Annotated in this window: 23 protein-coding genes and 1 pseudogene; 22 read left to right on the top strand and 2 right to left on the bottom strand. The window is 56.0% G+C overall.

The features are described 5' to 3' along the window. Positions 1-469 precede the first annotated feature (469 nt). The 7 genes and pseudogenes from ACWHXT_RS01760 to ACWHXT_RS01790 all read left to right on the top strand — a co-directional run bounded on the left by ACWHXT_RS01760 (position 470) and on the right by ACWHXT_RS01790 (position 4,647). Entirely contained in the window at positions 470-901 is a 432-nt protein-coding gene (locus ACWHXT_RS01760; RefSeq protein ID WP_447527575.1) for a GNAT family N-acetyltransferase, read from the top strand. 140 nt (positions 902-1,041) lie between these two features. Continuing rightward, positions 1,042-1,380, top strand: a pseudogene (locus tag ACWHXT_RS01765) (antibiotic biosynthesis monooxygenase family protein). A 356-nt stretch (positions 1,381-1,736) separates the two neighbouring features. Continuing rightward, the gene (locus ACWHXT_RS01770) at positions 1,737-2,282 is read left to right on the top strand and encodes a GNAT family N-acetyltransferase (RefSeq protein WP_447956998.1); all 546 of its coding nucleotides are present in this window, start codon (positions 1,737-1,739) and stop codon (positions 2,280-2,282) included. A gap of 106 nt (positions 2,283-2,388) precedes the next feature. Further along, a complete protein-coding gene (locus ACWHXT_RS01775) occupies positions 2,389-2,763 on the top strand; it encodes a nuclear transport factor 2 family protein (RefSeq protein ID WP_447956999.1) in 375 nt (124 codons plus the stop codon). A 160-nt stretch (positions 2,764-2,923) separates the two neighbouring features. Beyond that, entirely contained in the window at positions 2,924-3,388 is a 465-nt protein-coding gene (locus ACWHXT_RS01780; RefSeq protein ID WP_447957000.1) for an ASCH domain-containing protein, read from the top strand. Between the two features lie 138 nt (positions 3,389-3,526). Continuing rightward, entirely contained in the window at positions 3,527-4,015 is a 489-nt protein-coding gene (locus ACWHXT_RS01785) for a GNAT family N-acetyltransferase (protein ID WP_447957001.1), read from the top strand. 155 nt (positions 4,016-4,170) lie between these two features. After that, positions 4,171-4,647, top strand: coding sequence for a GNAT family N-acetyltransferase (locus ACWHXT_RS01790; protein ID WP_447957002.1), 477 nt, complete (start codon positions 4,171-4,173; stop codon positions 4,645-4,647). A gap of 179 nt (positions 4,648-4,826) precedes the next feature. Here ACWHXT_RS01790 and menA read toward each other — a convergent pair whose 3' ends face one another. After that, on the bottom strand, positions 4,827-5,753 hold the full coding sequence (gene menA / locus ACWHXT_RS01795; RefSeq protein WP_447957003.1) for a 1,4-dihydroxy-2-naphthoate octaprenyltransferase: 927 nt from the start codon (positions 5,751-5,753) through the stop codon (positions 4,827-4,829). 182 nt (positions 5,754-5,935) lie between these two features. Between menA and ACWHXT_RS01800 the strand changes: the two genes are divergently transcribed. From ACWHXT_RS01800 to menH, 4 genes are all read left to right on the top strand, one after another. Further along, a complete protein-coding gene (locus ACWHXT_RS01800) occupies positions 5,936-6,427 on the top strand; it encodes a DoxX family protein (protein WP_447927824.1) in 492 nt (163 codons plus the stop codon). Positions 6,428-6,488: 61 nt separating this feature from the next. Then, positions 6,489-7,817, top strand: coding sequence for an isochorismate synthase (locus tag ACWHXT_RS01805; RefSeq protein WP_447957004.1), 1,329 nt, complete (start codon positions 6,489-6,491; stop codon positions 7,815-7,817). Between the two features lie 5 nt (positions 7,818-7,822). After that, positions 7,823-9,574: a 2-succinyl-5-enolpyruvyl-6-hydroxy-3-cyclohexene-1-carboxylic-acid synthase gene (gene menD, locus ACWHXT_RS01810; protein WP_447957005.1), complete on the top strand. Its 1,752-nt coding sequence runs from the start codon at positions 7,823-7,825 to the stop codon at positions 9,572-9,574. A gap of 1 nt (position 9,575) precedes the next feature. Continuing rightward, complete coding sequence (gene menH, locus ACWHXT_RS01815; RefSeq protein WP_447957006.1) at positions 9,576-10,355, top strand: 2-succinyl-6-hydroxy-2,4-cyclohexadiene-1-carboxylate synthase; 780 nt, start codon at positions 9,576-9,578, stop codon at positions 10,353-10,355. Between the two features lie 11 nt (positions 10,356-10,366). Here the strand turns inward: menH and ACWHXT_RS01820 are convergent, their stop codons facing one another. Continuing rightward, positions 10,367-11,836 (bottom strand): anion permease, encoded by a 1,470-nt coding sequence (locus ACWHXT_RS01820; RefSeq protein ID WP_447957007.1) that lies wholly within the window; start codon positions 11,834-11,836, stop codon positions 10,367-10,369. A gap of 304 nt (positions 11,837-12,140) precedes the next feature. Here ACWHXT_RS01820 and frdA point away from each other — a divergent pair, with 304 nt between their 5' ends. The 11 genes from frdA to ACWHXT_RS01875 all read left to right on the top strand — a co-directional run bounded on the left by frdA (position 12,141) and on the right by ACWHXT_RS01875 (position 22,487). Then, on the top strand, positions 12,141-13,928 hold the full coding sequence (gene frdA / locus ACWHXT_RS01825; RefSeq protein ID WP_447957008.1) for a fumarate reductase (quinol) flavoprotein subunit: 1,788 nt from the start codon (positions 12,141-12,143) through the stop codon (positions 13,926-13,928). Continuing rightward, the gene (locus ACWHXT_RS01830; protein WP_447527589.1) at positions 13,925-14,692 is read left to right on the top strand and encodes a succinate dehydrogenase/fumarate reductase iron-sulfur subunit; all 768 of its coding nucleotides are present in this window, start codon (positions 13,925-13,927) and stop codon (positions 14,690-14,692) included. The genes frdA and ACWHXT_RS01830 overlap by 4 nt, the downstream gene beginning before the upstream one ends. Further along, positions 14,685-15,080, top strand: a complete 396-nt coding sequence (locus ACWHXT_RS01835; RefSeq protein ID WP_447927831.1) for a fumarate reductase subunit C — start codon at positions 14,685-14,687, stop codon at positions 15,078-15,080. The genes ACWHXT_RS01830 and ACWHXT_RS01835 overlap by 8 nt, the downstream gene beginning before the upstream one ends. A 2-nt stretch (positions 15,081-15,082) precedes the next feature. Further along, on the top strand, positions 15,083-15,490 hold the full coding sequence (frdD, locus tag ACWHXT_RS01840; protein WP_447927832.1) for a fumarate reductase subunit FrdD: 408 nt from the start codon (positions 15,083-15,085) through the stop codon (positions 15,488-15,490). A gap of 40 nt (positions 15,491-15,530) precedes the next feature. Continuing rightward, positions 15,531-16,391, top strand: coding sequence for a 1,4-dihydroxy-2-naphthoyl-CoA synthase (gene menB / locus ACWHXT_RS01845; protein ID WP_447927833.1), 861 nt, complete (start codon positions 15,531-15,533; stop codon positions 16,389-16,391). Then, positions 16,391-17,332 carry an o-succinylbenzoate synthase gene (gene menC, locus ACWHXT_RS01850; protein WP_447957009.1) on the top strand — a complete coding sequence of 314 codons (942 nt, stop codon included), beginning with the start codon at positions 16,391-16,393 and terminating at the stop codon, positions 17,330-17,332. Before menB ends, menC begins: the two co-directional genes overlap by 1 nt. A 55-nt stretch (positions 17,333-17,387) precedes the next feature. Next, the gene (gene menE, locus ACWHXT_RS01855; protein WP_447957010.1) at positions 17,388-18,818 is read left to right on the top strand and encodes an o-succinylbenzoate--CoA ligase; all 1,431 of its coding nucleotides are present in this window, start codon (positions 17,388-17,390) and stop codon (positions 18,816-18,818) included. Between the two features lie 242 nt (positions 18,819-19,060). Continuing rightward, entirely contained in the window at positions 19,061-19,600 is a 540-nt protein-coding gene (locus tag ACWHXT_RS01860; protein WP_447957011.1) for a hypothetical protein, read from the top strand. 88 nt (positions 19,601-19,688) lie between these two features. Continuing rightward, positions 19,689-20,330: a DUF4145 domain-containing protein gene (locus tag ACWHXT_RS01865; protein ID WP_447957012.1), complete on the top strand. Its 642-nt coding sequence runs from the start codon at positions 19,689-19,691 to the stop codon at positions 20,328-20,330. Between the two features lie 113 nt (positions 20,331-20,443). Continuing rightward, positions 20,444-21,070, top strand: coding sequence for a LysE family translocator (locus ACWHXT_RS01870; protein WP_447957013.1), 627 nt, complete (start codon positions 20,444-20,446; stop codon positions 21,068-21,070). Positions 21,071-21,158: 88 nt separating this feature from the next. Further along, positions 21,159-22,487, top strand: coding sequence for a TIR domain-containing protein (locus tag ACWHXT_RS01875; protein ID WP_447957014.1), 1,329 nt, complete (start codon positions 21,159-21,161; stop codon positions 22,485-22,487). Positions 22,488-22,599 lie beyond the last annotated feature (112 nt).

The raw sequence follows: 22,599 nt of genomic DNA on the forward strand, positions 1-22,599 counted from the left end.
AGGGGTAGGACCTCCATTGTTGACAAGATTTTCTTCCAAGCCGACCCGTTTCTTGCGGTATTCAGTCTATCGCTGCACTGGATCTTTAGGATTCGGCATAATGGTTGAACGGGGATGTTTACATACTCAGCCGGAACCGATTGGCGGAGCGTCTCACATTACAAAGATTGAATTTTTAGAGATGCCCACTAACAATCCAGAGGCGCAGGCCGCTATAACTGAGCTGCAATCAGGGCTAGACCCAGAGCCTGTAGAAAAGGCACACCGATTAGCTGTAACTGGATCACTTGATCAAAGCCTGGTCATTTACTTCATTAATATCGGTAGCACGATTTGGGGTATCTGGTGTGGGAGCGATGGTGCTAGCTGCCGTTCAGATTCTAGATTCATGGTGTTGGATATGCGGAATGGCAACTAAAAAATCATGTTAGGCGTAAATTCAAACGTTAAGTATTAAAGGAGAGAAACGTTGCGGGACGAAGTGATAGAATATGGCCCCATAGTTCTTCGGTTCGACAAGAAAATTGTGCCCCAAGAGGTTGGCCAACTGGTGCCCTTCTATCGCTACTGCATTCATGCAGGCTCACAACAAGTGGGTCATATTTCTTTAAAAGACGGAAATACAGAACATATTTTGAAATACGCTGGACATATCGGCTATGGCGTCCATGAGAAATTTAGAGGAAACCGTTATTCTTATTTCGCATGCATGGCACTAAAGCAGCAGGCAGTCGATATGCATGGCGAATTAATTTTGACTGTGGAAGATGATAATAAGGCGTCTATCCGGGTCATCGAGCTCCTTGGCGCAGAATATTTAGAGACGCTAGTCGTTCCAAAAACCGACCCAGCGTATAAAAGTGGCGGCCGTTTAAGAAGAAGGTACAAATGGACCGTTTAGCTTGTTGCTTGCATCGGCTATCTGGAGCCATCAAACCTAATGTATCGCTGGATTCGTTAACCCGAAGCGCTGCTGGTGCTGCCAAGCCAGGTGCTGATCGCGGCGCGTAGCCAGCACGTCATTCTGCTACAGGGTGCGTTATGGTAACCAGCCCCTATAGAAGCATCGCCATGAACCGTTTTCGTATCGCCCCCGGCCGGGAAGAGGATTTTCTGGAGGTGTGGCGCAACCGCGACTCCCACCTCGATGAAGTGCCCGGCTTCAAGAAGTTAAAGAAGTTAAAGAAGTTCAAGATGCTCCAGGGCGACAAGCAGGACGACCACACCGTCTTCATCTCCCACAGCGTATGGGACCGTGAAAAAAGCCTTCCGCGCCTGGGCCCAGTCCGAAGCCTTCCGCAGGGCCCACGCCAATGCCAAGTCACCTTCAGGCATCTACCTTGGCCCACGAAGTTCGAAGGGTATGAAGTGGTGCTTTGACGCTTCGCTTTCCAACCACTCATTCAATGCTGCCGCTTACGAGCGGCAGTGTTGTGTTGGGCCTTTATTAAAAGTCGGCGAGCGAAAGCCTACGACCTATGGCTGAAAACCGTAATCGAATTTACGCGTGACCGAAGATAAATTTGTGGATAGGGTATGATTGAAGCGAGCAAAACGAGCGGGCATGCGAATAATGAATAGGTTGCCTGAAAAAGGGTCGGCGTTAAATTGATCAGTAAGTTACGGGCTGCGCTTGGGCTGCATAACATCAATAAGCGCGCCGGCGCGTTTATTGATGTTATGTGGTTGGGCGTATAATCACTGTTATGCGTAATCGATGGACTACGGAGTATTAGATGGAAGTAGTAGAAGCGGAAAAATCGGATTTAGATTCATTCTTTGCGTATCTTGAAAATCAGCTGTCTGAAAATGGTAATGGAGAAGTTCCTCTTTTCCAGCCAATATCCAGAGAGCAAAGTGAAATTCCAGAAGCAACAAAAGATAAGTTTATCCAAGGCTTTTCCCATCACTTTGGCGATTTAGGTTGGAGAAAGCTCTGGGTTGTAAAAGACACCTCTGGAAGTATCAAAGGTCACATTGATCTTCGCCACCACGGTGATGATAGCCGTTCTCATCGAGTTCTACTTGGTATGGGCGTAGATGTTTCCTGCCGGAAACAAGGTATTGGTCAACGACTCATTGATGCGGTTATAAATTTCTGCCAAGAAAAAGCCGAAATTGACTGGCTTGATCTTTGTGTACTATCAGAGAATTTCTCAGCAAAGAACCTCTACCTAAAAGCAGGGTTCGATGTTGTTGGAGAGTTCAAAGATCAATATAGAATCGACGGTTTGTCAGTCTCGGAAACAGCAATGACAAAGTACGTCAAAAATTACGCATAACAAAGCATTTAAGAGTGATTCGCAACGCTTGGCAGTTTCGCTTCGCTCAAGTATAGCCAAGCGTCGCTCATACCTTAACGCGGCGTTATGTGCTTGGAGGGAAATCATGGATTCAAAGGAAGTTGTCTTGTCATTTTGGGATGCAATGAAAACTAATGATTTCGCGAAAGCTAGTGAGTGGCTTAGTCCGGGTTTTGAAGGTTTTTGGCCTCAATCTGGTGAGCTTATTGTTGGACGAGAAAATTTCACAGCAATCAACTCCTACTATCCAGCAAATAGTACTTGGGAATTCATCGTTCATTCAATCGTCTGTGATGGCGAAACCGTAGTCACTGATGTTTTTATAACTGATAGCATTAAAAAGGCGCGTGCTATTACGTTCCATACTGTAGAAAATGGGCTTATCCGTAAACAAAAAGAATTCTGGCCTGACCCAAAGGAAGCGCAAGAATGGCGTTCCAAATGGGTAAAAATGGTGTAAGAGTTGGCTGCGCACATAACATGGTGCTTAAGGCGGATTGCAAACGCGTGGCGGTTTTATTTTAAATTGGATTTATATGTTTACGGTGGTAATTTTAGGGCTAGTGTGGCATTTTTAGCCACTTAGATTAGCGTTATATTTTTAATTGGGATTCGAGATTATGGAAGAAAGAAGTCAGGCTTATTTAAACAAATATCTAAACTCATTGCCTAGCGAAACCGCGGAAAAATATACGTCTTTCAGTGCTGATTATTTCTGCGCAGATGAGTACAACGCCAATGTATGTGCCGACTTAATACTGCGTGGAGAAAAACGTGCCTCGTGTAGCCTGGAGTGTTGGTATAGTCACGAGGGTGAACCCATGCCAGAAGTTGGTCATCTTCAAGTAGTGACGGATTGGGAGGGTAACCCAGTCTGTATCATCGAACTCACCTCCGTCAGTAAGTGTAAATACAGCGATGTGACAGCGGCGTTTGCAGCAGAAGAAGGTGAGGGCGACAAGTCATTAAAGTGGTGGCGAGAAGCCCATTGGGAATTTTTCAGCTTAGAGTGCAGCGAACTGAGTATTGAGCCAACAGAGGATATGCTGTTGGTTTTAGAACGCGTCAAGGTCGTCTATAAATAAAATAAAAAAACGGTTCAAGAGAGACTGCCAACGCGTGACAATTTTTTTAAATTGGCATGTGTGCTTACGGTTGTTATTTTAGGTTTATTGTTTTTGCGTTGTCAGCCCCTTAACCGGACGTTAACTGGCAGGAGAGAAATGGAAGTTCAGCTGATCAAAATTAAAGAGCAAGAGCGCAAGGTACTTGAGAACCTGTTTTCCTATTACATATACGATATGACCGAGTATATGAAATGGAATCCTGACCATGAGGGTAAATTTAGTTACGACGTTTCAATGTTTGACGTGTACTGGGAGCAGGAAGATTGTATCCCTTACTTTATTTACGTGGGTTCCGAACTGGCTGGTTTTGTGTTGATTCGTCGTTATCCAGGCGCTTTATCAATATACGATGTCGCCCAGTTTTTCGTACTTCGTAAGTTTAAAGGTCAAGGAATAGGTAAAAATATTTTTTCGCAGGTGGTTAAGGCGTTTCCTGGTAAGTGGCAAGTTCGTATTCTTCTGGAGAACTCCGGCGCCCTGAGTTTCTGGGAATCTGCCGTTTCCAATGTCGTGGGTGAAGGTTACAGCTTGTCACAAGCTAAAGATGTCGATCTTCTAATGTTTTATCCACTTCGAGACAGCTAGTTAAAGCGCGTTCGCAACGCTCGACTATTTTAGTTTAAGTTGAATTTCGTTTTTAAGGGTAAGGGACGATGGTTTAGGTGTGGTGGTCGGCGTTGCTCACCCCTTGACGCGGCGTTATATTGCAAATGAGTTTCATCGTATAAAAAGGAATATAAATGGTGGTGCTTCGGGAAATGCGAAAAGAGGAATATCCCACTTATTGTCAGTATTTTATTGACGACTACAGCCGGGAAATAGCCCAAAACTATGGGCACTCCATAGAGTGGGGAGTTGAGCTGGCTAAGAAGGATCTCCAACGTTGCTTTCCCAATGGTTTACAGGGGAGTGAGCATTCACTGTTGTGCATTGATGCTGACATTGATGGGCAGCTAAAGCATGTAGGTTATTTGTGGCATTCGATCAATGCTGAAGATAAGTCGACATATATTTGTGATTTCTTCGTATTGGATGAGTTTCGGGGTTTGGGTTATGGCACCTTGGCTATTGCCGCTTTTGAACAGCAGCTAAAAGAAGTGGGTATTAATCAAATAAAGCTAAGGGTAGCTTGCCAAAATGAGCGTGCGCTCAAGCTATACCAGGAAGTCGGCTTTGCGATTACTGGTTTCAATATGTCCAAGAACATTGATGAGTAGTAGCTGCGATCTAAAAATTGTTCAGTAGATTCGGCACGCATGGCATTTTTACTAAGCATTGGCTTTAGTGATTAAGGCGATATGTGTGGGTAGCGGTATCGTGTGCCTCACATCAAGATGGTTAGCCGCAGTTAAGTGCCCGTCGTTTATAACGGGCTCTCAACACTTGCCGACATCCCCTAAAAAAACGCCAACCCACTCGCCAGCAGTACGCTATAAACCAGCGTCGAAAGCGCCGTCTTCTTCAGCATTCCGGTCAGGGTTTCACCGTCGCGGGTGTTGCCAAGCGTTCTGGCGGCATCAGAGAGGGGCTTTGCCACCAGCAGGCAGCTCCAGCCCAGCCAGGGCACCGGTAGGAGTAGCAGGTAGGCCAGGGTCAGCAGTAGCGCCGTGCCCAGCAGTGCCCAGTGATAGCGAAGGGCGCTTTCGCGGCCGAGCTTGACCGCCAGGGTCAATTTGCCATTACGCGCGTCGCTTTCGATATCGCGCACGTTGTTCACGTTCAGTACGGCGGTGCATAACAGCCCACAGGCCGCGGCGGGGAGTATCGAAAGCCCGCTTATGTGCTGCGTATGAAGATAATACGTGCCCAGCACCCCCAGTAGCCCGAAGAACAAGAACACGGCGATATCGCCCAGCCCCCGGTAGCCGTAAGGCTTGCCGCCGAGCCCCACGGTATAGGTAATTGCCGCCAGCAGGGACGCCGCCCCCAATAGCAAAAACGCCAGAATATGCCCCCACTGCCCGCCGAACGCGGCCAGTAATAGCCAGCTTCCCAACACCGCGGCCGCCCCGGCGGTGACCACCATGCCCCGGCGCATTGCCGCCGCCGTCATAAGGCCCGACGACACCGCTCGAACCGGGCCGATACGCGCGTCGTCGTCGGCGCCAGAGGCCGCGTCGCCGTAGTCGTTTGCCAAATTGGAAAGTATCTGCAGCGACATCGCCGTCAACAGGGTCAGCACGAAAATACCCGTCTCGAAACTTCCCTGCTGGGCGGCCAGCCCGCTACCCAGCAAGATGGAAGCGCAGGCCAGCGGTAAGGTGCGTGGCCGGGCCGCCAAAAGCCAGGTTTTGAAGTCGGGGTATCGTTTGAAGTGGACCATCGATTACTATCTCTTTTGATAACATGGATTAAGAAACGGCGAGTTGGCTCATCCTGCAAGCAACCCAGGCAAAAACGTAGGTGAATGGCCGATTAAGTGATGAAACATAGACATGTGTCATAAAGCGCCAGCCCACTTTCAACCACAATAAGGGTGTTCCCTTTTAAAAAGGAGTCTACGAGATGATCGGTGACTTATTTAGGAAAAACAAATATGCGGCCTTCGTTTGGTTGGTGTTGCGCCTTTACCTGGGCGTGACCTGGCTCATGCTGGGCATTGGCAAGATCACCGGGGGCTTCGATGCTCAGGGCTTTTTGAGTAATGCGGTCGCCAACCCGGTCATGCGCGAGGGTAGCATGGTGTACCCCAACTACGTGGCCTTTCTGGAACACTTCGCACTGCCTTACGCCGACGTGTTCAATGTGGTCATTCCCATGGGCGAAATGCTGGTCGGGCTTGGGCTGATCGCGGGCGTTTTGACGTCGTTTGCCGCTTTTTTCGCCATCGTCATGAATATGTCCTTCTTGATGGCGGGTACCGTCTCGACCAACCCGTGGATGATCGCGCTCACCTTCTTCTTGCTGGTTGCCGGCGCCAATGCAGGCCGCTTTGGCGGAGACCGCTGGGTGCTGCCCTATATCAAACACCGGTGGCTGGGTGCCCGCCGCTCTTGAGGCGAACCACCTCTAAGCCGGGCCGTCGCATTGCGCAGCAGGTAAAGGAAGTAGGTGCTCAATGAAGTCATCACCAACGCCGGTCGTCGAGCTAAAGCGCCAGTTGGAGGCGCTTTGCCCTGACGACCGGCGGGGATTTATACGCCTGAGCACGCCTTGCCCGTGTGGCCCTTTGATGGATTGGCTGAACGGGCAGAGCGCGTTACCCAGGCTTTACTGGAAAGCGCGGGAAGCCGAAGCGCCGGAATACGCCATAGTGGGCGCCGCCCGGGCGTTTAATACCCTGGCGGCGCTGCATGGCGACCAGTGGGCCCTGGCCGCCGAACCAGGCGCGCAGCCCGGCTATTTTGGCGGAATGGCCTTCGACCCCGGGGCACCTGGGTGGACCGGGTTCGGCGCCTGTCATTTCGTGTTGCCCCGTATAGAGCTAAAGCGCGAGGGCTCGCTTACGACCCTGTCGCTGAATCTACGCTTTGATGAGCGCCCGCGGGAGCAGGAGCTGGCCGATGCCCGGGCAGCGCTCGATTCACTAATGCCCCCACGACCCTTTCCGCCCCCCGTGCCGCTTACCCTTATGCGAGACGACATACCCACGCGGGCAGAGTGGGGTGAACGGGTCAAACGCGTGACACGGCCCGAGCAATTGAATGAAACCCCCAAGGTCGTGCTTTCACGCGAGACACGCCTGACGAGCAGTGAACTGCCGGACCCCTGGGCGCTGCTGGCGCGGTGGCAGGCGAAAGCCACCGGCTGTTTTCAGTTTGGTATTCAGTTCACCCCCGATGAGGCGTTTATTGGTTGCCCGCCGGAGCGGCTTTATGGGCGCGAAGGCCGCCACGTGGAGAGCGAAGCCCTGGCGGGCACGACGCGCCGCGGGCGCGATGCCAAGCAGGATCGTGAGCTGGCGGACGCACTGCTTCGGGATACCAAGAACAGTCTGGAAAACCAGTGTGTGTATCATCAGATACTGACCCAGCTAAAACCGCTTTCGCGCCAGGTCGGCACGGGCGAGGCGCACATCGTTACGCTGCGTTCGGTGCAGCATATCCGCCGCCTCATTCATGCCGAGCTTCATCCCGAGGTGACCGATCAGCAGCTTTTGATGCGCCTACCGCCCACGCCGGCGGTGGGGGGCGTGCCACGCGCCGCGGCGCTGGCGTTCATTCAGCGCCATGAAAGCCATCAGCGTGGTTGGTACGCGGGGGTCGTCGGGCGTATTAGCCATGCCAATAGCGACCTGGCGGTCGCGATCCGCTGTGCCCATGTAGGCACCGATACGATTCGCCTCTACGCCGGTGCCGGTATCGTGGAAGGCTCTGAACCCGAGGCTGAATGGCGCGAGCTGGATAGTAAAATTGCCGATATCATGGCGCTTTTGGGTATGGGGTAACACACATGACCGCGCCTGCTTCGATGCCTGGCTTTGCAACACATCACGCCACCTTCAATCACCTCTGGGCCGCGCTGATGCTGGAGGAGCTTTATCGCCTGGGAGTGCGCGATGTGGTGCTGGCGCCGGGCTCGCGCTCGGCCCCGTTGACGGCGGCGGCCAGCGAACATGCCGGGTTAAACTGCCACTGCCATTTCGACGAACGCGGGCTTGGCTTTCTCGCGCTCGGCATGGCCCGAGGCAGCCATCGGCCGGTCGTGATCATCACGACCTCGGGGACGGCGGTCGCTAATCTCTATCCGGCGGTCGTGGAAGCCAAATTGACCGGCGTTCCGCTGGTGGTGCTCTCCGCCGACCGGCCGATCGAGCTATTGGATAACGGCAGCAACCAGGCGATCGATCAGCGGGATATTTTCGCCCGCCACACGGTCGAGCACCGGGATTTGCCGCCGCCAGCCGCTGAGATGCCAGCGGCTTTTTTGCTGAGTACCATCGACCACTGTGTCGATCGACAGCGCCGCACGCCTGGGCCTATCCATATTAACTGCCGGTATCGCGAACCGCTCTACCCGGGCCGCGAGTTACTGGATGCCACCCACTATCTTGCCCCGCTAGGCCGCTGGCAGGCAGGCCCCGCCCCCTGGAGTGATTGGCAGGCGCCTGTGGAAACCCCTGCACACACTAGCGCGTGCGATAGCGAGTGGGAGGTGTTTTCCCGAAAGCAGGGCGTGATTGTCGTGGGCAATATCGAGGGAAGCGCCCATGCCCCCCACCAGGTAGCGAAGATCGTCGAGCTCTCCAAACAGTTGGGTTGGCCTTTATTGGCGGACCTGCAAAGCCAGCTTCGCTTCGATCCGCAAAACCTGGTGTATTTCGACCTGGCCCTTCATGACCCGCAGTTTTACGAAGAGCTCGCCCAGGCCGAGGTACTGCTGCAGTTTGGCGGGCGGCTGATTTCCAAGCGGTTGACCGGCTTTATTGCGCAAAAGCCCTGGCAGGACACCTGGCTGGTCGATCCGCTGCCGCAACGGCTCGACCCCGATTACCTGATCAGGCGCCGCTGGGTCAGCCCGCCCGACGCGTTCATTGAAGCGTTGCCCACACCCGCCGAGCGGCCGGCCTGGCACCGGCTGGATCGCCTTCAACGGCGCACCCGCGAGTGTATCGACGCGCGATGTGCTGCGTTTTCCGAACTGGGGGTGTGCCACCAGCTGGCGCAGCAGGCGAAAGGGCAGCTGGTGGTCGGCAATAGCCTGGTGGCGCGGCTGATGAATATGCTGGGCACCCACCGCGAAATGCCCCTGCGGGTATTCACCAATCGCGGCGCTTCCGGCATCGATGGCCTGACGGCCACGGCCTACGGCCTCAGTCGTACCCATCCAGGGCCCACCACCCTCGTGCTGGGGGACACTAGCGCCCTGCACGACCTCAACAGCCTGGCGCTGCTGAAACGGGCGGCGCACCCCTTGGTGGTGGTCATTCTCAATAACGATGGTGGCAGCATTTTTCATATGCTGCCGGTGCCCAAAGAAGGCGAGCAGCTGGAGCGCTACTTTCGCCAGCCCCACGGGCTGAGCTTTGAGCATGCGGCTTCGATGTTCGGGCTTGCGTACGCCGCGCCGGATTCGCTCGATGCTTTTACCGCGGCCTACCAACAGGCCCTCGAGGCCGGCGTTACGCTGATCGAAATCAGCTTGCCTCATCAGCAGGTAGCAGATGAGCTGGCGGCCCTGGGCGCAGTGATTCGAGAGGCCTGACGTGAGCGACTCTTCCAACCATTCTTCCAGCCATTTTTCCAACCCGCCCCTGGTAATGCTGCATGGCCTGTTAGGCGACCGGCACGACTGGATAAAGGTCCGTGACCAGTTGGCGGGGAAAGGTATCCCGACGCTGGCACTGGACCTGCCCGGTCACGGCGAGAACCACGACGTGCAGGTAAGCTCTTTCGACGCGTTTCATCACTGGTTGGGCGATACCTTGAACACCCGGGGCATCGACCGCTACTGCTTGCTGGGGTATTCCCTGGGCGGGCGGCTGGCGCTTTATCACGCCAGCCGACAACCGCCGGGGCTTCAAGCGTTATGGCTGGAGAGTGCCCACCCCGGGCTACCCGAAAGCGAGCGGCCGGGGCGTCTTGCGCATGATGAACGCTGGGCAATACGCTTCGAGCAGGAGCCGCTTCAAAACGTGCTCGCCAACTGGTACCAGCAGCCCGTATTTGCCGATCTCTCCACCGCAGCGCGCAGCCAGCAGTGCAAGCGCCGGGGGCACAATATTGGTAAGTCCGTTGCTTGCATGTTGCGGGCCACGTCGCTGGGGCATCAGCCCTCTCAGTGGCAGTGGCTGGCGAATACCTCGTTGCCGGTCGGCTATCTGTCCGGCCTTCACGACGCCAAATTCAGCGGCCTGGCGACCCGCCTGGTAGCGGCGGCGCCCCATATAGCGCATGCCCCCCTCGAAGGGGGGCACAATCTGCATTCCGAGCAGCCCGGCCAGGTCGCGCGGCAGCTGGAAAGCTGGTATCGCGCGCTCCTTTAAGGGCCCTTTACTCAGTGGATCAGCAGCAGCCACGGAAGCCCGACCGCCAGCCAGACCACCAGAAACAGCAGACCAAAGACCGCTCCCAGCCGCCACCAAAGGCCGCTTGGCAGGTAGCCGCTGCCGTAGTAGACCGGGCTGGGGCCGGTGCCGTAGGGCGTCAGAATGCCCATGAAGCCAAGTGTGGGGAGCAGCAGCAGAACGAACAGCTCCATATCCAGCCCCGCGATGCCCGAGGCCGCCGCCAGCATGACCGGCAGTAAAGCCGTCACGTGGGCGGTGACGCTGGCAAACAGGTAGTGGAGCAGATAGAAAATCACGGTGAGCGCGACCATGGCCATCACGGGGTTGAAGCCGCTGATCTGCCCGCCGACCACGCCACCGAACCAGTTGACGAACCCGACCTGGCTCAGCCCGCCGGCCAAGGCCACCAGGGTGGCAAACCAGACAAAGGTATTCCAGGCCGCGCGGTTATCGAGAATATCGTTCCAGTCGATGATGCCGGTCAGCAGCATGGCGCAAATGACCACCAGGCCCACCAGGGACGCCGAAATGATATCGCCACCAAAGATCCACAGCAGCAAGGCGGTGGCCACCATGACGACCAAAAGGATTTCATGGCGGGTCAAGCGGCCCAGCTTGGCCAGTTCCTGGCCGGCCCAGTCGGAAATTTCATTACCCGCTTTTACCTCTGGGGCGCACAGCCAGTAGCACAACAAGGGCACCAGGAGTAGCAGGAAAATGCCCACCGGCGCGACCGCCATGAACCACTGCCCCCAGTGGATATGCAGGCCGGTGGCGCTTTCGGTCAGTGCGATGGCCAGCAGGTTGGGGGCCAGTGCGGTCAGAAACAGCGAGCTTGTGACACAGGTGGACACGATGGCCGTCCACATCAAAAAGCTGCCCATGCGCTTCATGCTGGGGTCGTTGGGGTGGGAATCATAAAGCGGCGGCAGGTTGCGAATCACCGGGTAGATGGTGCCGCCGCTACGCGCGGTGTTGGAGGGGGTAAACGGCGCCAGAATCGCATCCGCAATCATGACCGCGTAACCCAGCGTTAGGGTGCGCTTGCCCATGGATTTCACCAGCCAAAGCGAGATGCGTCGCCCCAGACCGGTTTTCTCATAGCCAAGGGCAAACATGAAGGCGCCAAAAATCAGCCAAACGGTCGAGTTGGTGAAGCCCGAGACCGCCCAGGCGAAGGCCTGGTTGGCCGCATTGAAGCCATCCGCTGCCAGCTGCTCCGGTGAAAACAGTACCCATTGCGAAAGCAGCGCGGCCAGCGTCACCCCGAGTAGGCCAACGACTGCACCGGGCAGGGGCTCGAGTATCAGCCCGACCACACAGCCCAGAAAAATGGCAAAAAAGTACCACGCATGCGGTGCCAGTCCCGATGGCGCGGGTATCAAGGCAACGACGATGGCGACGAAAACGGGTGCTAACAACTTCCATAACGGCACGGGTTGAGCACGGCTGGTCATGTTGCCCTCTCTTATAGCGGGTCAGGTCAGAAAATTACCCGTAAATCATTCACGGGAGGAAAAAGTGGGGGTGAGTGGCCTCCTTGTGCGCGGCCTGAAAGACGCCGGCGCAACGTCACGATGGGTGGAGATATGACTGTAATACGTGTGCTAGAAGCCGTTGATTGATATGTGTCAATAGTTCTTTAGATTAAGGCGCAATCAATACTTTGCCGTGCCCGGGTATGGTAATTTCAAATCAGCAGAGAATGCCGTAGAGCGCTGTATCGGTAGGCTTTTAACCTGACCAGCGGAAGGGGGTGCCATGCGCCAGCAGGATTTCGATATTGTCATCGTAGGGGGAGGCGGTGCGGGGTTGCGCGCCGCGATAGGCGCGGCCGAGGCCGCCAAAGAGCAGGGCACCTCGCAGCGTATTGCAATGCTCTCCAAGGTGTATCCCATGCGCTCGCATACCGTAGCCGCCGAAGGTGGCGCGGCGGCGGTTACCAGCAGCGACGACACCCACCAGGCACACTTCGATGACACCGTCTCCGGCGGCGACTGGCTGGTCGAGCAGGGCGTGGTGGACTACTTCGTTCACCATGCCTACCAGGAGCTGGTGCAGATGGAGCGCTGGGGCTGCCCCTGGAGCCGTAAAGACGACGGCCAGGTGCAGGTGCGCCGTTTTGGCGGCATGAAAACCGCCCGCACCTGGTTTGCCGCGGATAAAACCGGCTTTCACATGCTGCATACGCTCTTTCAGACCTCGCTCAAATACCCGGAAATCGAGCGCTTCGATGAGTATTTCGTGCTCGACCTGGCCGTTCACGAAGGCGCGGTCATCGGCGTCATTGCGCTGCAGATCGCGACCGGCGAGCTGACCCTGCTGCGCGCCAAGGCGGTGGTGCTGGCCACCGGCGGCGCCGGGCGCCTGTTTCGCTTCAATACCAATGCGGGCATCGTGACCGGCGACGGCATGGCGATGGCCTACCGCCACGGCGTGGCGCTGCGCGATATGGAGTTCGTGCAATATCACCCTACCGGGTTGCCCGGTTCCGGCATTCTGATTACCGAAGCGTGCCGCGGCGAAGGCGGGATTCTGCTCAATAAGGACGGCTACCGTTACTTGCAGGATTACGGCCTGGGCCCGGAAACGCCGCTGGGCCAACCGGAAAACAAGTACATGGAGCTGGGCCCGCGGGACAAGCTCTCCCAGGCGTTTTGGCAGGAGCAACAGGCCGGGCGCACCGGCAAGTTCAGCGACAGCGACGTGGTGTATCTCGACCTTCGCCACCTGGGTGAGAAAACCATCCTCGAGCGCCTGCCGTTCATCTGCGAGCTGGCCAAATCCTATATCAACGTCGACCCGGTGAAGGAACCCATCCCCATTCGCCCCGCCGTTCACTACACCATGGGCGGGATCGAGACCAACCCGCAGTGCGAAACCTCGATCACTGGGCTCTACGCCGCCGGGGAGTGTGCCTCGGTCGGCTTGCACGGCGCCAATCGGCTGGGCTCCAACTCGCTCACCGAACTGCTGGTGTTTGGCCGCCTGGCCGGTGAACAGGCAAGCCGGCGTGCGGCACACACCGAATGGGCCGATAGCGCTCTTCTACACGCCCAGGCCGAGCGCCAACAGGCCACGCTTGCGCGCCTTTGCGATGGCGGCGGCGGCGGCGAGAACTGGGTGGATCTCAAGCACGCCATGGTGCAGGCCATGGAAAGCGGCTGTGGTATCTACCGCACCGAGGAGAGCATGGCCCAGGCGTTGGCACAAATTCGAAAGCTGCGCGCGCGCTACCGCGAGATTCGCGTCAACGATACCAGCAAGATATTCAATACCGAGCTTCTGGAGTGCCTCGAGCTTGGGTGTGGCCTGGATATCGCCGAAGCCTCGTGCCTTGGTGCCCTGGAGCGGCGTGAATCCCGCGGTGCCCACCAGCGTCTGGACGAAGGGATGCAAACGCGGGACGACGTTAACTACCTCAAGCACAGCCAGGTGTTCTATCAAGGCGAGGCGCCTGCCAGGCTGCACTGGCAGGAGGTCGATGTACGCTTTTCCGCCCCGGCAGAAAGGGCTTATGGGGATGCCGGTAAAGGGGGCAAGGTATGAACAAGACCATCAGCGTTAAGCGCTACGTACCCGATAACGCGGCGGAGTCTTACTGGCAGGCCTTCGAGCTGCCGGTTGATGACAGCACGTCGCTACTGGACGCCCTCAACCATATAAAAGAGCAATTGGATAGCACGCTGAGCTACCGCTGGTCGTGTCGCATGGCGATCTGCGGCTCCTGTGGGGTCATGGTGAACGGCATTCCCAAGCTCGGCTGCAAAACCTTTTTGCGCGATTATGACGGCGAGATTCGTATCGAGCCGCTCGCCCACTTTCCGGTACAGCGCGACCTGGTCGTGGACATGGAGATCTTTCTCGAGCACCTGGCGGCGGTGAAGCCCTACCTGATTGACGACAATCCAGTAAAACCTTACGACCCTAAAGCGCCGGAAACCTATAAGCAGTCGCCGGCGCAGCTTGCCCGCTACAAACAGTTCGCCAACTGCATCAACTGTGGGCTCTGCTACTCGGCGTGCCCGCAGTTCGGGCTCAACCCGGAGTTTCGGGGCCCGGCGGCGATCGCGCTGGCCCACCGTTACAACCAGGACAGCCGCGACCACGGCAAAAAGCAGCGGATGGCGGAGCTCAACCGCCACGAGGGCGTGTGGAGCTGCACCTTTGTCGGCTTTTGCTCGAAGGTGTGCCCGAAGCACGTCGACCCCGCCGCGGCGGTGAACCAGGGCAAGGTCGAAGCGGCCAAGCATACCTTGATCGCCTTGTTCAAAGGCGATGAGATGAACGGCGAGGGGAAGGCGCATGAATAAAACATCATCGCAACGCTTGCCGCCACTGAAACGCAACTGGTGGCTAAAGCATCGGTTTTTCAAGCTTTATATGCTGCGCGAAGCCACGGTTTTGCCGCTGGTGTTTTTCCTGCTTTGTTTGATGGCGGGAATGGTGGCGCTCGTTCAGGGGGCGGAGAGCTGGCAGGGCTGGGTGGGCTTCATGGGCTCGCCGCTGGTGCTGGCGCTGAACCTTCTGGCGCTTGCCGCGAGCCTTTATCACGCCGCCACGTTCTTTGTGCTGTTTCCACGGGTCATGCCGCTGCGCATCGCGGGCCGTAGCCTGCCTGACAACATGATCGTGGCGGGGCAGTGGGCAGGTGTGGTGGTCGTCGCGCTGCTGTTCTTCTGGTTATTGGGGAGGGCCTGAATATGAGCAAGCAAGCCATGAGTAAACCCGGCAGTACACAGGCGGCCCCCCACCAACAAGCCTTCGATGAGCCGCTTTGGTGGGGGCTTTTCAGCGCGGGCGGCGTCTGTTTTGCCGTCCTTTTGCCCGCCGTTATCCTGTTTATTGGCGTTTTGTTGCCGCTTGGGCTGCTGCCCGCCGACGCGCTAAGCTACGGGCGGGCCACGGCGCTACTGTTCAGCGTACCGGGCTTTTTGTTTGTCGGCGCAGTGGTGTGCCTGCCGCTCTTTCATGCTGCCCACCGGCTGCGCCATGGCCTGTTCGATATAAGCGTGGGCCGCGACGGCTTCAACAAGAAACTGATGTACGGCGCGGCTACGCTGCTGAGTATGCTGGCATTAGGCCTGGTGGTGGCCGGTATGCTGAGCTGACCGGGACGCAGAACGCCTTAACCGATTAAAAGAGACTGACATGATTAACGGACTGACTGAATCAGAACTCTATGCCCCCATCGAGTGGCAGGACAACTCCGCAGACTACCAGGATATTCTGTATCACACCTCGAGCGAGGGCGTGGCCCGCATCACCATCAACCGGCCCGAGGTGCGCAACGCCTTTCGCCCGCAAACGGTCAATGAAATGGCCCAGGCGCTCAATCGCGCCCGCCACGACAGCGCCATTGGCGCCATTCTACTGACCGGCGCCGGTGATAAAGCGTTCTGCTCCGGCGGCGACCAGCGCATTCGCGGCGACTACGGCGGCTACCAGGACGAAGAGGGCACCCATCACCTCAACGTGCTGGATTTTCAGCGCGACATTCGCACCTGCCCGAAACCGGTGGTGGCCATGGTGGCGGGCTACGCCATTGGCGGCGGCCACGTGCTGCACCTGATGTGCGATTTGACCATTGCCGCCGATAACGCGGTGTTCGGCCAGACTGGGCCCAAGGTGGGCTCGTTTGACGGCGGTTTTGGGGCCTCGTATCTGGCGCGTATCGTGGGTCAGAAAAAGGCCCGGGAGATCTGGTTTTTGTGCCGCCAGTACAGCGCTGACAAGGCGCTCGACATGGGCTTGGTCAACCACGTGGTGCCGCTTGCCGAGCTCGAGCGCGAGAGCGTGCGTTGGTGTCGCGAGATGCTCCAGCACAGCCCCATGGCGCTGCGCTGCCTGAAAGCCTCGCTCAATGCCGACTGCGACGGCCAGGCCGGGCTTCAGGAGCTGGCCGGTAACGCCACCATGCTCTACTACATGACCGAAGAGGGCCAGGAGGGGCGCAACGCGTTCAACGAAAAACGCCGCCCGGACTTCTCCCGCTACCCGCGTAACCCCTGATGGCGCGGGCGCTCTACCGCTACGCGCTGGCGCTGACTAAGCCGCTGGTGTTGAAGGGCGAACGGCTGACCCACCGCGAGGGCTTGCTGATAGAGACCGATGGCCAGTGGGGCGAGGTCGCCCCGCTGCCGGGCTTCTCCAAAGAGACGCTGGCCCAGGCCGAAGCCGAGGCGCTTGACTGCCTTGCCGCCCTCGAGCGCGGCGAACCCATCGCCCCGCAGCTTGCCTCGGTGCAGTTTGGCCTCGACTGCGCCCAGCGCGCCTGGCCCGAACACTTACCCGAGGCGGCCGCCCCTTATCCGCTGCTGCAGGGCACGCCCGCCTATCTGATGGTCGCTATCGAAGTCCGCCTCAAGGCGTGGCGAACGGCGCCGCCTGCGCGCCTCAAACTCAAGGTCGCCCGTTACCCCATCGATGAAGAGCTGGCGCTCATCAAGCGGCTAAGCGAGCGCCTGCCCACCACCCGGCTGATCCTCGATGCCAACGGGGGCTTTACCCGCGAGCAGGCGCTGCGTTTTTGCGCCCGGCTGCCGGTAGGGCAAGTCGACTATCTGGAAGAACCCTGCGCCGCGCTTGCCGACACCCAGGCGGTGGCCGAGGCGACCGGGGTGGCGTTTGCGCTGGACGAAACGCTCTCGCAGCAGCGCCCCTGGCAGCCCCATCCGCAGCTCGCCGCGCTGGTCATCAAGCCCACCCTGGTCGGCTCGCTCTCCAAATGCCAGGCGCTGGTCGAACGCGCCCGGGCGCTGGGGCTTGGCGTGGTGGTCTCGTCGAGTTTCGAATCCGACCTAGGGCTAGGCCTCCTTTCGCGCCTTGCCCGGGAGTGGGCGCCGGGCCAGCCGCCGGGGCTCGATACCGCGGATTGGCTTGCGGAGCGCATCACCGATGAGCGCGGCGCGGTCCTGCGTGAGCGCTGCCAGTGCCTTTGCCGCGCGGAGTGAGACGCCCTCGCGTTCCCCGTTATCCACTTCATTCAGCCATCGTCAGGAGTGTTGCGTGACCGAGCTATGCCCCATCCATTACTGGGCCACCCAGACCCCCGAACATACTGCAATCGAAGCGGGCGACCTGCGGCTAAGCTACCGCGGCCTGGACCGCCGCGTGGCAGCGCTGGCCCAACAGCTGGCGCGACACGTCCCGCCCGGCGAGCGGCTGTTGGTGCCCGCCCGCGGCTCGCTTGAAGCGCTGTTGCTGGCCTGGGCCTGCCTGCGCGCCCGCGTGGTGTTCTGCCCGGTCAACCCGGCGTTTCCCGCCGCCCAGCAGCTTGCCATGGCGGGGCGCCTGCCCGCGCGTTTCGTGGCCCAGCCCGAAGGCGTCAGCGCGGAGCTTACAAACGCCAAGGCGCTGACGGCGCTGGCGCTGGACTTCATCGCTGAGGCCGAGCCGGGCGAACCCACCCTCGACCCAGAGCAGCCCAGCAATACGATCTTTACCTCCGGCTCCAGCGGCACGCCCAAGGCGGTGCAGCACCGGCTGGGCAACCACCTGGCCTCGGCGCGGGGCTCGGCGTCGTTTATTCCCGTGGATCAAACGAGCGGCTGGCTGCTCTCGCTGCCGCTTTTTCATATCGGCGGCTACGCCATCGCCTTTCGGGTCTTTCTGGCCGGCGGGCGCGTCATTATCGACGACGGCTCGCCCTTATTGGCGCGCCTCGAGCAGCAACCAATCACCCACCTCTCGCTGGTGCCCACCCAGCTCTGGCGCCTGCTTCACGCGGGCTTTGACCCGCAAAAGACCAAACTGCGCGAGCTACTGCTGGGCGGCGCGGCGATCCCCACGCCGCTGGTCGACAAAATGACTGCCCTCGGGTTAACGCCCAAAGTGAGCTACGGGCTCTCGGAGATGGCAAGCCAGGTATGCACCGGCCTGCCCGGCGCCCCCGGCGTGGTCGGCGTACCGCTACCCGGGCGCGAGGTACGCATCAAAGAGGGCGAGATTCAGGTGCGCGGCGAAACGCTTTTCGACGGCTACTTGCGCGAAGGGCAGCTCGACTCAGCGGTGGATAGTGAAGGCTGGTTTGCCACCAAGGACAAGGGCCACTTCACCGAACAAGGCGAGCTGGTCGTCGAAGGACGGCGGGACAACGCCTTTATCTCCGGCGGCGAAAACATCCAACCCGAAGCCATCGAGCAGCGTCTGGTCGACCACCCCGGCATCGCCCAGGCGCTGGTGGTGCCCGTGCCCCACCCGGAATGGGGCGAACGCCCGGTGGCGTTTATTGACTACCACGCCGAGGCGGTGGCCGAAGCCGCGCTCGACGCCTGGGTACGTGAAGCGCTGGCTGGTTTCATGGTGCCGGACGCCTGGCTTGCCTGGCCTGAGGGTGTGGGGTTCAAGCCCTCACGACAGGCGTTTGCTGCGAAGGCGCGGAAAATGCTTAGGCAAGCCGAAAGAGCTGGCGAGCGAGCATCTACGACCTATGGCTGATGGGTGTCATCAAATTTTTGCGTGATCTAAGGTAAATTTGGCGATAGGGTATGATTGAATCGAGTAAAACGAGTGGGCACGTGAACAGTGGATAGGCTGCCTAAAAAGTTTATCGGATCTAAAGAGATCAGTAAGTTATGGGCCGCGTGCGGGCTGTATAACACCAATAAACGCGCTGGCGCGTTTATTGGTGTTATGTGGTTGGGCGTATAATCACTGTTATACATCAAGAGGGATTCGCAGTGTTCCTTGTGATTAACGATGGAGAGCAGGTGAAATTTGCGGACGCCGAATTTTCCTATCTCGAAGAGTTGCTGGGTTCCATTGATGTGTCTCTGGCTAAAACAAATGCTCAATTAATGAAATTGGATGTCTGGGATAGAGGCTGCCTGTGTGACAAAGGTGAATATCTTATCGGCGCAGGGTTCTGTGTCATGCAGCGGTACCTATTCGATATTCTGCGTGATGTGAAAATTGACCCTGGGCTAGCAAGAGAATTGGGCCCCAAAAGCAGAAATGGGGTCGCAGTAGCAAAATTAGTCCACTCTGCGGCCAACTATTGGAAACATGAACCTGAGTGGCATTACTGGCTTTCAGAGCTTCAGTATAGGGCGCAAAAAACAGTAGATACCATTCTCAATAGCAGGGATTCGGCTGATTATCCACTATCAGATCTGCTTTCTGACTTGTGTGGGGAAAAGGAGCTATTGCTGGTTAATTGTCTGCCTTATTTGAGTGAATGGCGCTTAGCGGTTTGGGAGCAAGTTTCAAATGATGTATAACAAGTGCAGGCATGGCGACCCCCATTACATTGCGCCTTCGGCTCCATTCCATGGGCCCGCATGCTGCAAGCGTTAAGGCTACGAAAATATGGTGATAGGAGACAAAGTCAAAATATACTGCGGCGATTGCAAGCGCTCTACAAACCACTTGATCATTGCAAAGCGGTCTGTGGATTCTCATCCATTAGAAGTCGAAAAATGGGGCCAGCAGCACTATTTTTGCCAGTGCGCAGGTTGTGATAGCTATGCATACGCCATTTCGGAATGGGACGAGGCTGACTGGAACCCTCACACAGGAGAAATGGATTCAAGCTGGCGAACTTATCCAAATTCAAAAAGCCAACGTCATACCTTTGATGACAATCACCTGCTGCCCCTGAAAATTCGATCTATTTACCGCGAAATTATTGGTGCAATGAATGCTCAGCTACCCTTGTTAACGGCGATAGGTCTGCGCGCATTGATAGAAGCCATATGCAAAGACAGGGGAGTCAAAGGTAGTAACCTTGAAAAGCTGATAGACGGCTTGGCTGGCAATGGCGTTTTATCGAGTGATCAGGCTGCTATATTGCACGGGCATCGTTTTTTAGGGAATGTAGCAGCCCATGAAGTGGGGGTTGCTCGACCACCGGAGTTAATAGCTGCTCTGGAGATAGCGGAGGCTATGTTAAGAACAATTTATGTGCTCCCGGTACTTTCTAATCAAATCACAACAGGGCGAAAGCCTTAACAAAACGCGGCACTCGGATGCACTTTACGCCGCTTCGCTCTGTAAAGGCCGCCGGTGCGCTCTGCATTAGAATAAGTCACAGATAGTACAAACTTGAAAAAGGGCTGAAAACCATGATGGAAATAAATTATATTTTAATAATCGCAGCTGCTTTTTTTGTAGTAGCCAGCCCCGGGCCAGCGACTCTAGCCATTGCAGGAACATCAATGAGTCAAGGGCGTTTACATGGTGCGACTTTGGCGGCCGGAACGCTAACAGGGTCTTTTTTCTGGTCTTGTTCAGCAGCATTTGGTCTTAGTGCTATTATGTATACGAATGCATGGTTACTTGAGCTGGTTAGATACGTTGGGGCATGCTACTTAATATTTTTAGCTTACAAGGCGTTTCGTTCATCCATTTATCACAAAGATATTGAAATAAGTAGCACCTCTAAATCAAGCTTAATGAAAACATACCTCCGAGGTGTTGCCATTCATTTAACCAACCCGAAAGCCATTTTGTTCTATGGGTCATTGTATGCCATTGGTATACCAGCTAATACCTCACCACAGGACTTAATCAAAGTAATAGGTGTTGTTGGTTTAGAAAGTTTAATTATATTTCAAGGTTACGCTTATATTTTCTCAATACCCAAAGTTCGTAGTACGTATCTAAAACTTCGCCGCTGGTTTGAAGCTTTTTTCGCCGTTTTTTTTGGAGCGGCAGGGTTTAAGATATTAACAGCTAAGTTAGATTCATAGTTATTCTAACAAACGCAATCAGCCGGACAAATTAATCGCTATGCGCTAAATTTTCCGCTGTTGCGGGCGTTATGTATCTAGGTGAACGATGAACGTATTTCTAAGCTACAGCCAACACAATAAAGACTTTGCCGAGTGGTTGGCTGGTAGGTTGAAAGAGGCGAACCATAAAGTCTGGTTTGATAAATGGGCTCTTCGCGTTGGAGATAACCTCCTCAATAAAATTGAATCCGGATTGAAGGGTGCGGACGCGCTCATCGTGATAGTTAGTAAGGCTTCCCTTCGATCAAAGTGGGTAATGAAAGAGTACTCGGCTCTGGCCCTGGGAGATATTTCAGGTCGTGAGCTAAAGATCATTCCGGTATTGATTGATGGAAGCAGCATGCCAGATTATTTGGCGCGCTATCTCTACGTAGATTTAACCCAAGACCGAGAAATTGGTTTAGGCAGGATTCTAGATGCCTTGGGCACTTCCAAGAAGAAAAAAGCACCTCGAGCGCTAGATCGAAAAAGGAACTACGATAACGCAATTAAACAGCTATCCCTAGCGCTGTCAGCTGGAAATCTAACACTCGTGTGCGGCGCGGGCGTATCCATCGGAGCAGGTGTGTCCTCATGGAACGATCTGCTAATGAACTTACTTGAGTCCATGATGGACGCGATATCTCAAAACCATTCAATTTCTTTGAAAGGTGCAGAGGCGCAGAAATTCCATGACAAATATGGTCCTTCTTCTTTGGTAGTTGGTAAGTACCTAAAGTCTCATCTTGGCAGCGATTTTTTGCCAAAACTTCGTGATGCTCTGTATAGTAAAAATCCCTCTAGTTGCGAAATGATTGATGCGATAGTGGATCTTTCTCGCCCACAACGAGATGGAAAACCTCTAGATTCAATAATCACATTTAACTTTGATGGGCTCATCGAAGAAAACCTTGCAGCCAGCCATATTAAGTTTAAGGCTATCTCACAAGAGGGTGAGCGGACGAAGCCGTCAGAACTCCCTATCTATCATGTGCACGGTTACTTGCCCCGTAAGGGACGCATCAAAAAGGACGACGAAATTGTCTTTTCTGAAGATGCCTATCACAGCCAATTTATCGATCCATTCAGTTGGTCAAATTTAATTCAGCTTAACAAGCTTAGTCAGAATGTTTGCTTGTTTGTTGGACTCAGTCTTTCCGACCCGAATATGCGCAGGCTCCTAGATGTCGCAAATCGAAAGAACCCTTCCTCAGTACTTGGTCACTACATTATCAAGAAGTCTCCGTCTACGGTCTCATCGGGCGAGACGGTAGATGAACTGGCCCATTTGCTGGAGGAGCAAGACGCAAACGAGCTTGGGTTGAACGTGATCTGGGTAGATGATTATGTTGAGATTGCACCCCTCATTCGAAGTCTTGGTGCGGGCGAAGCATAACAAGTTGCTGCACGCGGATAAATTACTCGCTGCGCTCCTAATTCACCGGTGAGCAAGGTGTTATGACGAAACGAGCCCACCCTTCAACATAAACGCCGCCTTATTGAATATC

The sequence above is a fragment of the Vreelandella halophytica genome, from assembly GCF_968193635.1.

Bases quoted from the DNA above. Each gene is read 5' to 3' on its own strand.
- ACWHXT_RS01770 (WP_447956998.1), top strand. From the start codon at position 1,737: ATGGAAGTAGTAGAAGCGGAAAAATCGGATTTAGATTCATTCTTTGCG.
- ACWHXT_RS01775 (WP_447956999.1), top strand. From the start codon at position 2,389: ATGGATTCAAAGGAAGTTGTCTTGTCATTTTGGGATGCAATGAAAACT.
- ACWHXT_RS01780 (WP_447957000.1), top strand. From the start codon at position 2,924: ATGGAAGAAAGAAGTCAGGCTTATTTAAACAAATATCTAAACTCATTG.
- ACWHXT_RS01785 (WP_447957001.1), top strand. From the start codon at position 3,527: ATGGAAGTTCAGCTGATCAAAATTAAAGAGCAAGAGCGCAAGGTACTT.
- ACWHXT_RS01790 (WP_447957002.1), top strand. From the start codon at position 4,171: ATGGTGGTGCTTCGGGAAATGCGAAAAGAGGAATATCCCACTTATTGT.
- menA (WP_447957003.1), bottom strand. From the start codon at position 5,753: ATGGTCCACTTCAAACGATACCCCGACTTCAAAACCTGGCTTTTGGCG.
- ACWHXT_RS01800 (WP_447927824.1), top strand. From the start codon at position 5,936: ATGATCGGTGACTTATTTAGGAAAAACAAATATGCGGCCTTCGTTTGG.
- ACWHXT_RS01805 (WP_447957004.1), top strand. From the start codon at position 6,489: ATGAAGTCATCACCAACGCCGGTCGTCGAGCTAAAGCGCCAGTTGGAG.
- menD (WP_447957005.1), top strand. From the start codon at position 7,823: ATGACCGCGCCTGCTTCGATGCCTGGCTTTGCAACACATCACGCCACC.
- ACWHXT_RS01820 (WP_447957007.1), bottom strand. From the start codon at position 11,836: ATGACCAGCCGTGCTCAACCCGTGCCGTTATGGAAGTTGTTAGCACCC.
- frdA (WP_447957008.1), top strand. From the start codon at position 12,141: ATGCGCCAGCAGGATTTCGATATTGTCATCGTAGGGGGAGGCGGTGCG.
- ACWHXT_RS01830 (WP_447527589.1), top strand. From the start codon at position 13,925: ATGAACAAGACCATCAGCGTTAAGCGCTACGTACCCGATAACGCGGCG.
- ACWHXT_RS01835 (WP_447927831.1), top strand. From the start codon at position 14,685: ATGAATAAAACATCATCGCAACGCTTGCCGCCACTGAAACGCAACTGG.
- frdD (WP_447927832.1), top strand. From the start codon at position 15,083: ATGAGCAAGCAAGCCATGAGTAAACCCGGCAGTACACAGGCGGCCCCC.
- menB (WP_447927833.1), top strand. From the start codon at position 15,531: ATGATTAACGGACTGACTGAATCAGAACTCTATGCCCCCATCGAGTGG.
- menC (WP_447957009.1), top strand. From the start codon at position 16,391: ATGGCGCGGGCGCTCTACCGCTACGCGCTGGCGCTGACTAAGCCGCTG.
- ACWHXT_RS01865 (WP_447957012.1), top strand. From the start codon at position 19,689: ATGGTGATAGGAGACAAAGTCAAAATATACTGCGGCGATTGCAAGCGC.
- ACWHXT_RS01870 (WP_447957013.1), top strand. From the start codon at position 20,444: ATGATGGAAATAAATTATATTTTAATAATCGCAGCTGCTTTTTTTGTA.
- ACWHXT_RS01875 (WP_447957014.1), top strand. From the start codon at position 21,159: ATGAACGTATTTCTAAGCTACAGCCAACACAATAAAGACTTTGCCGAG.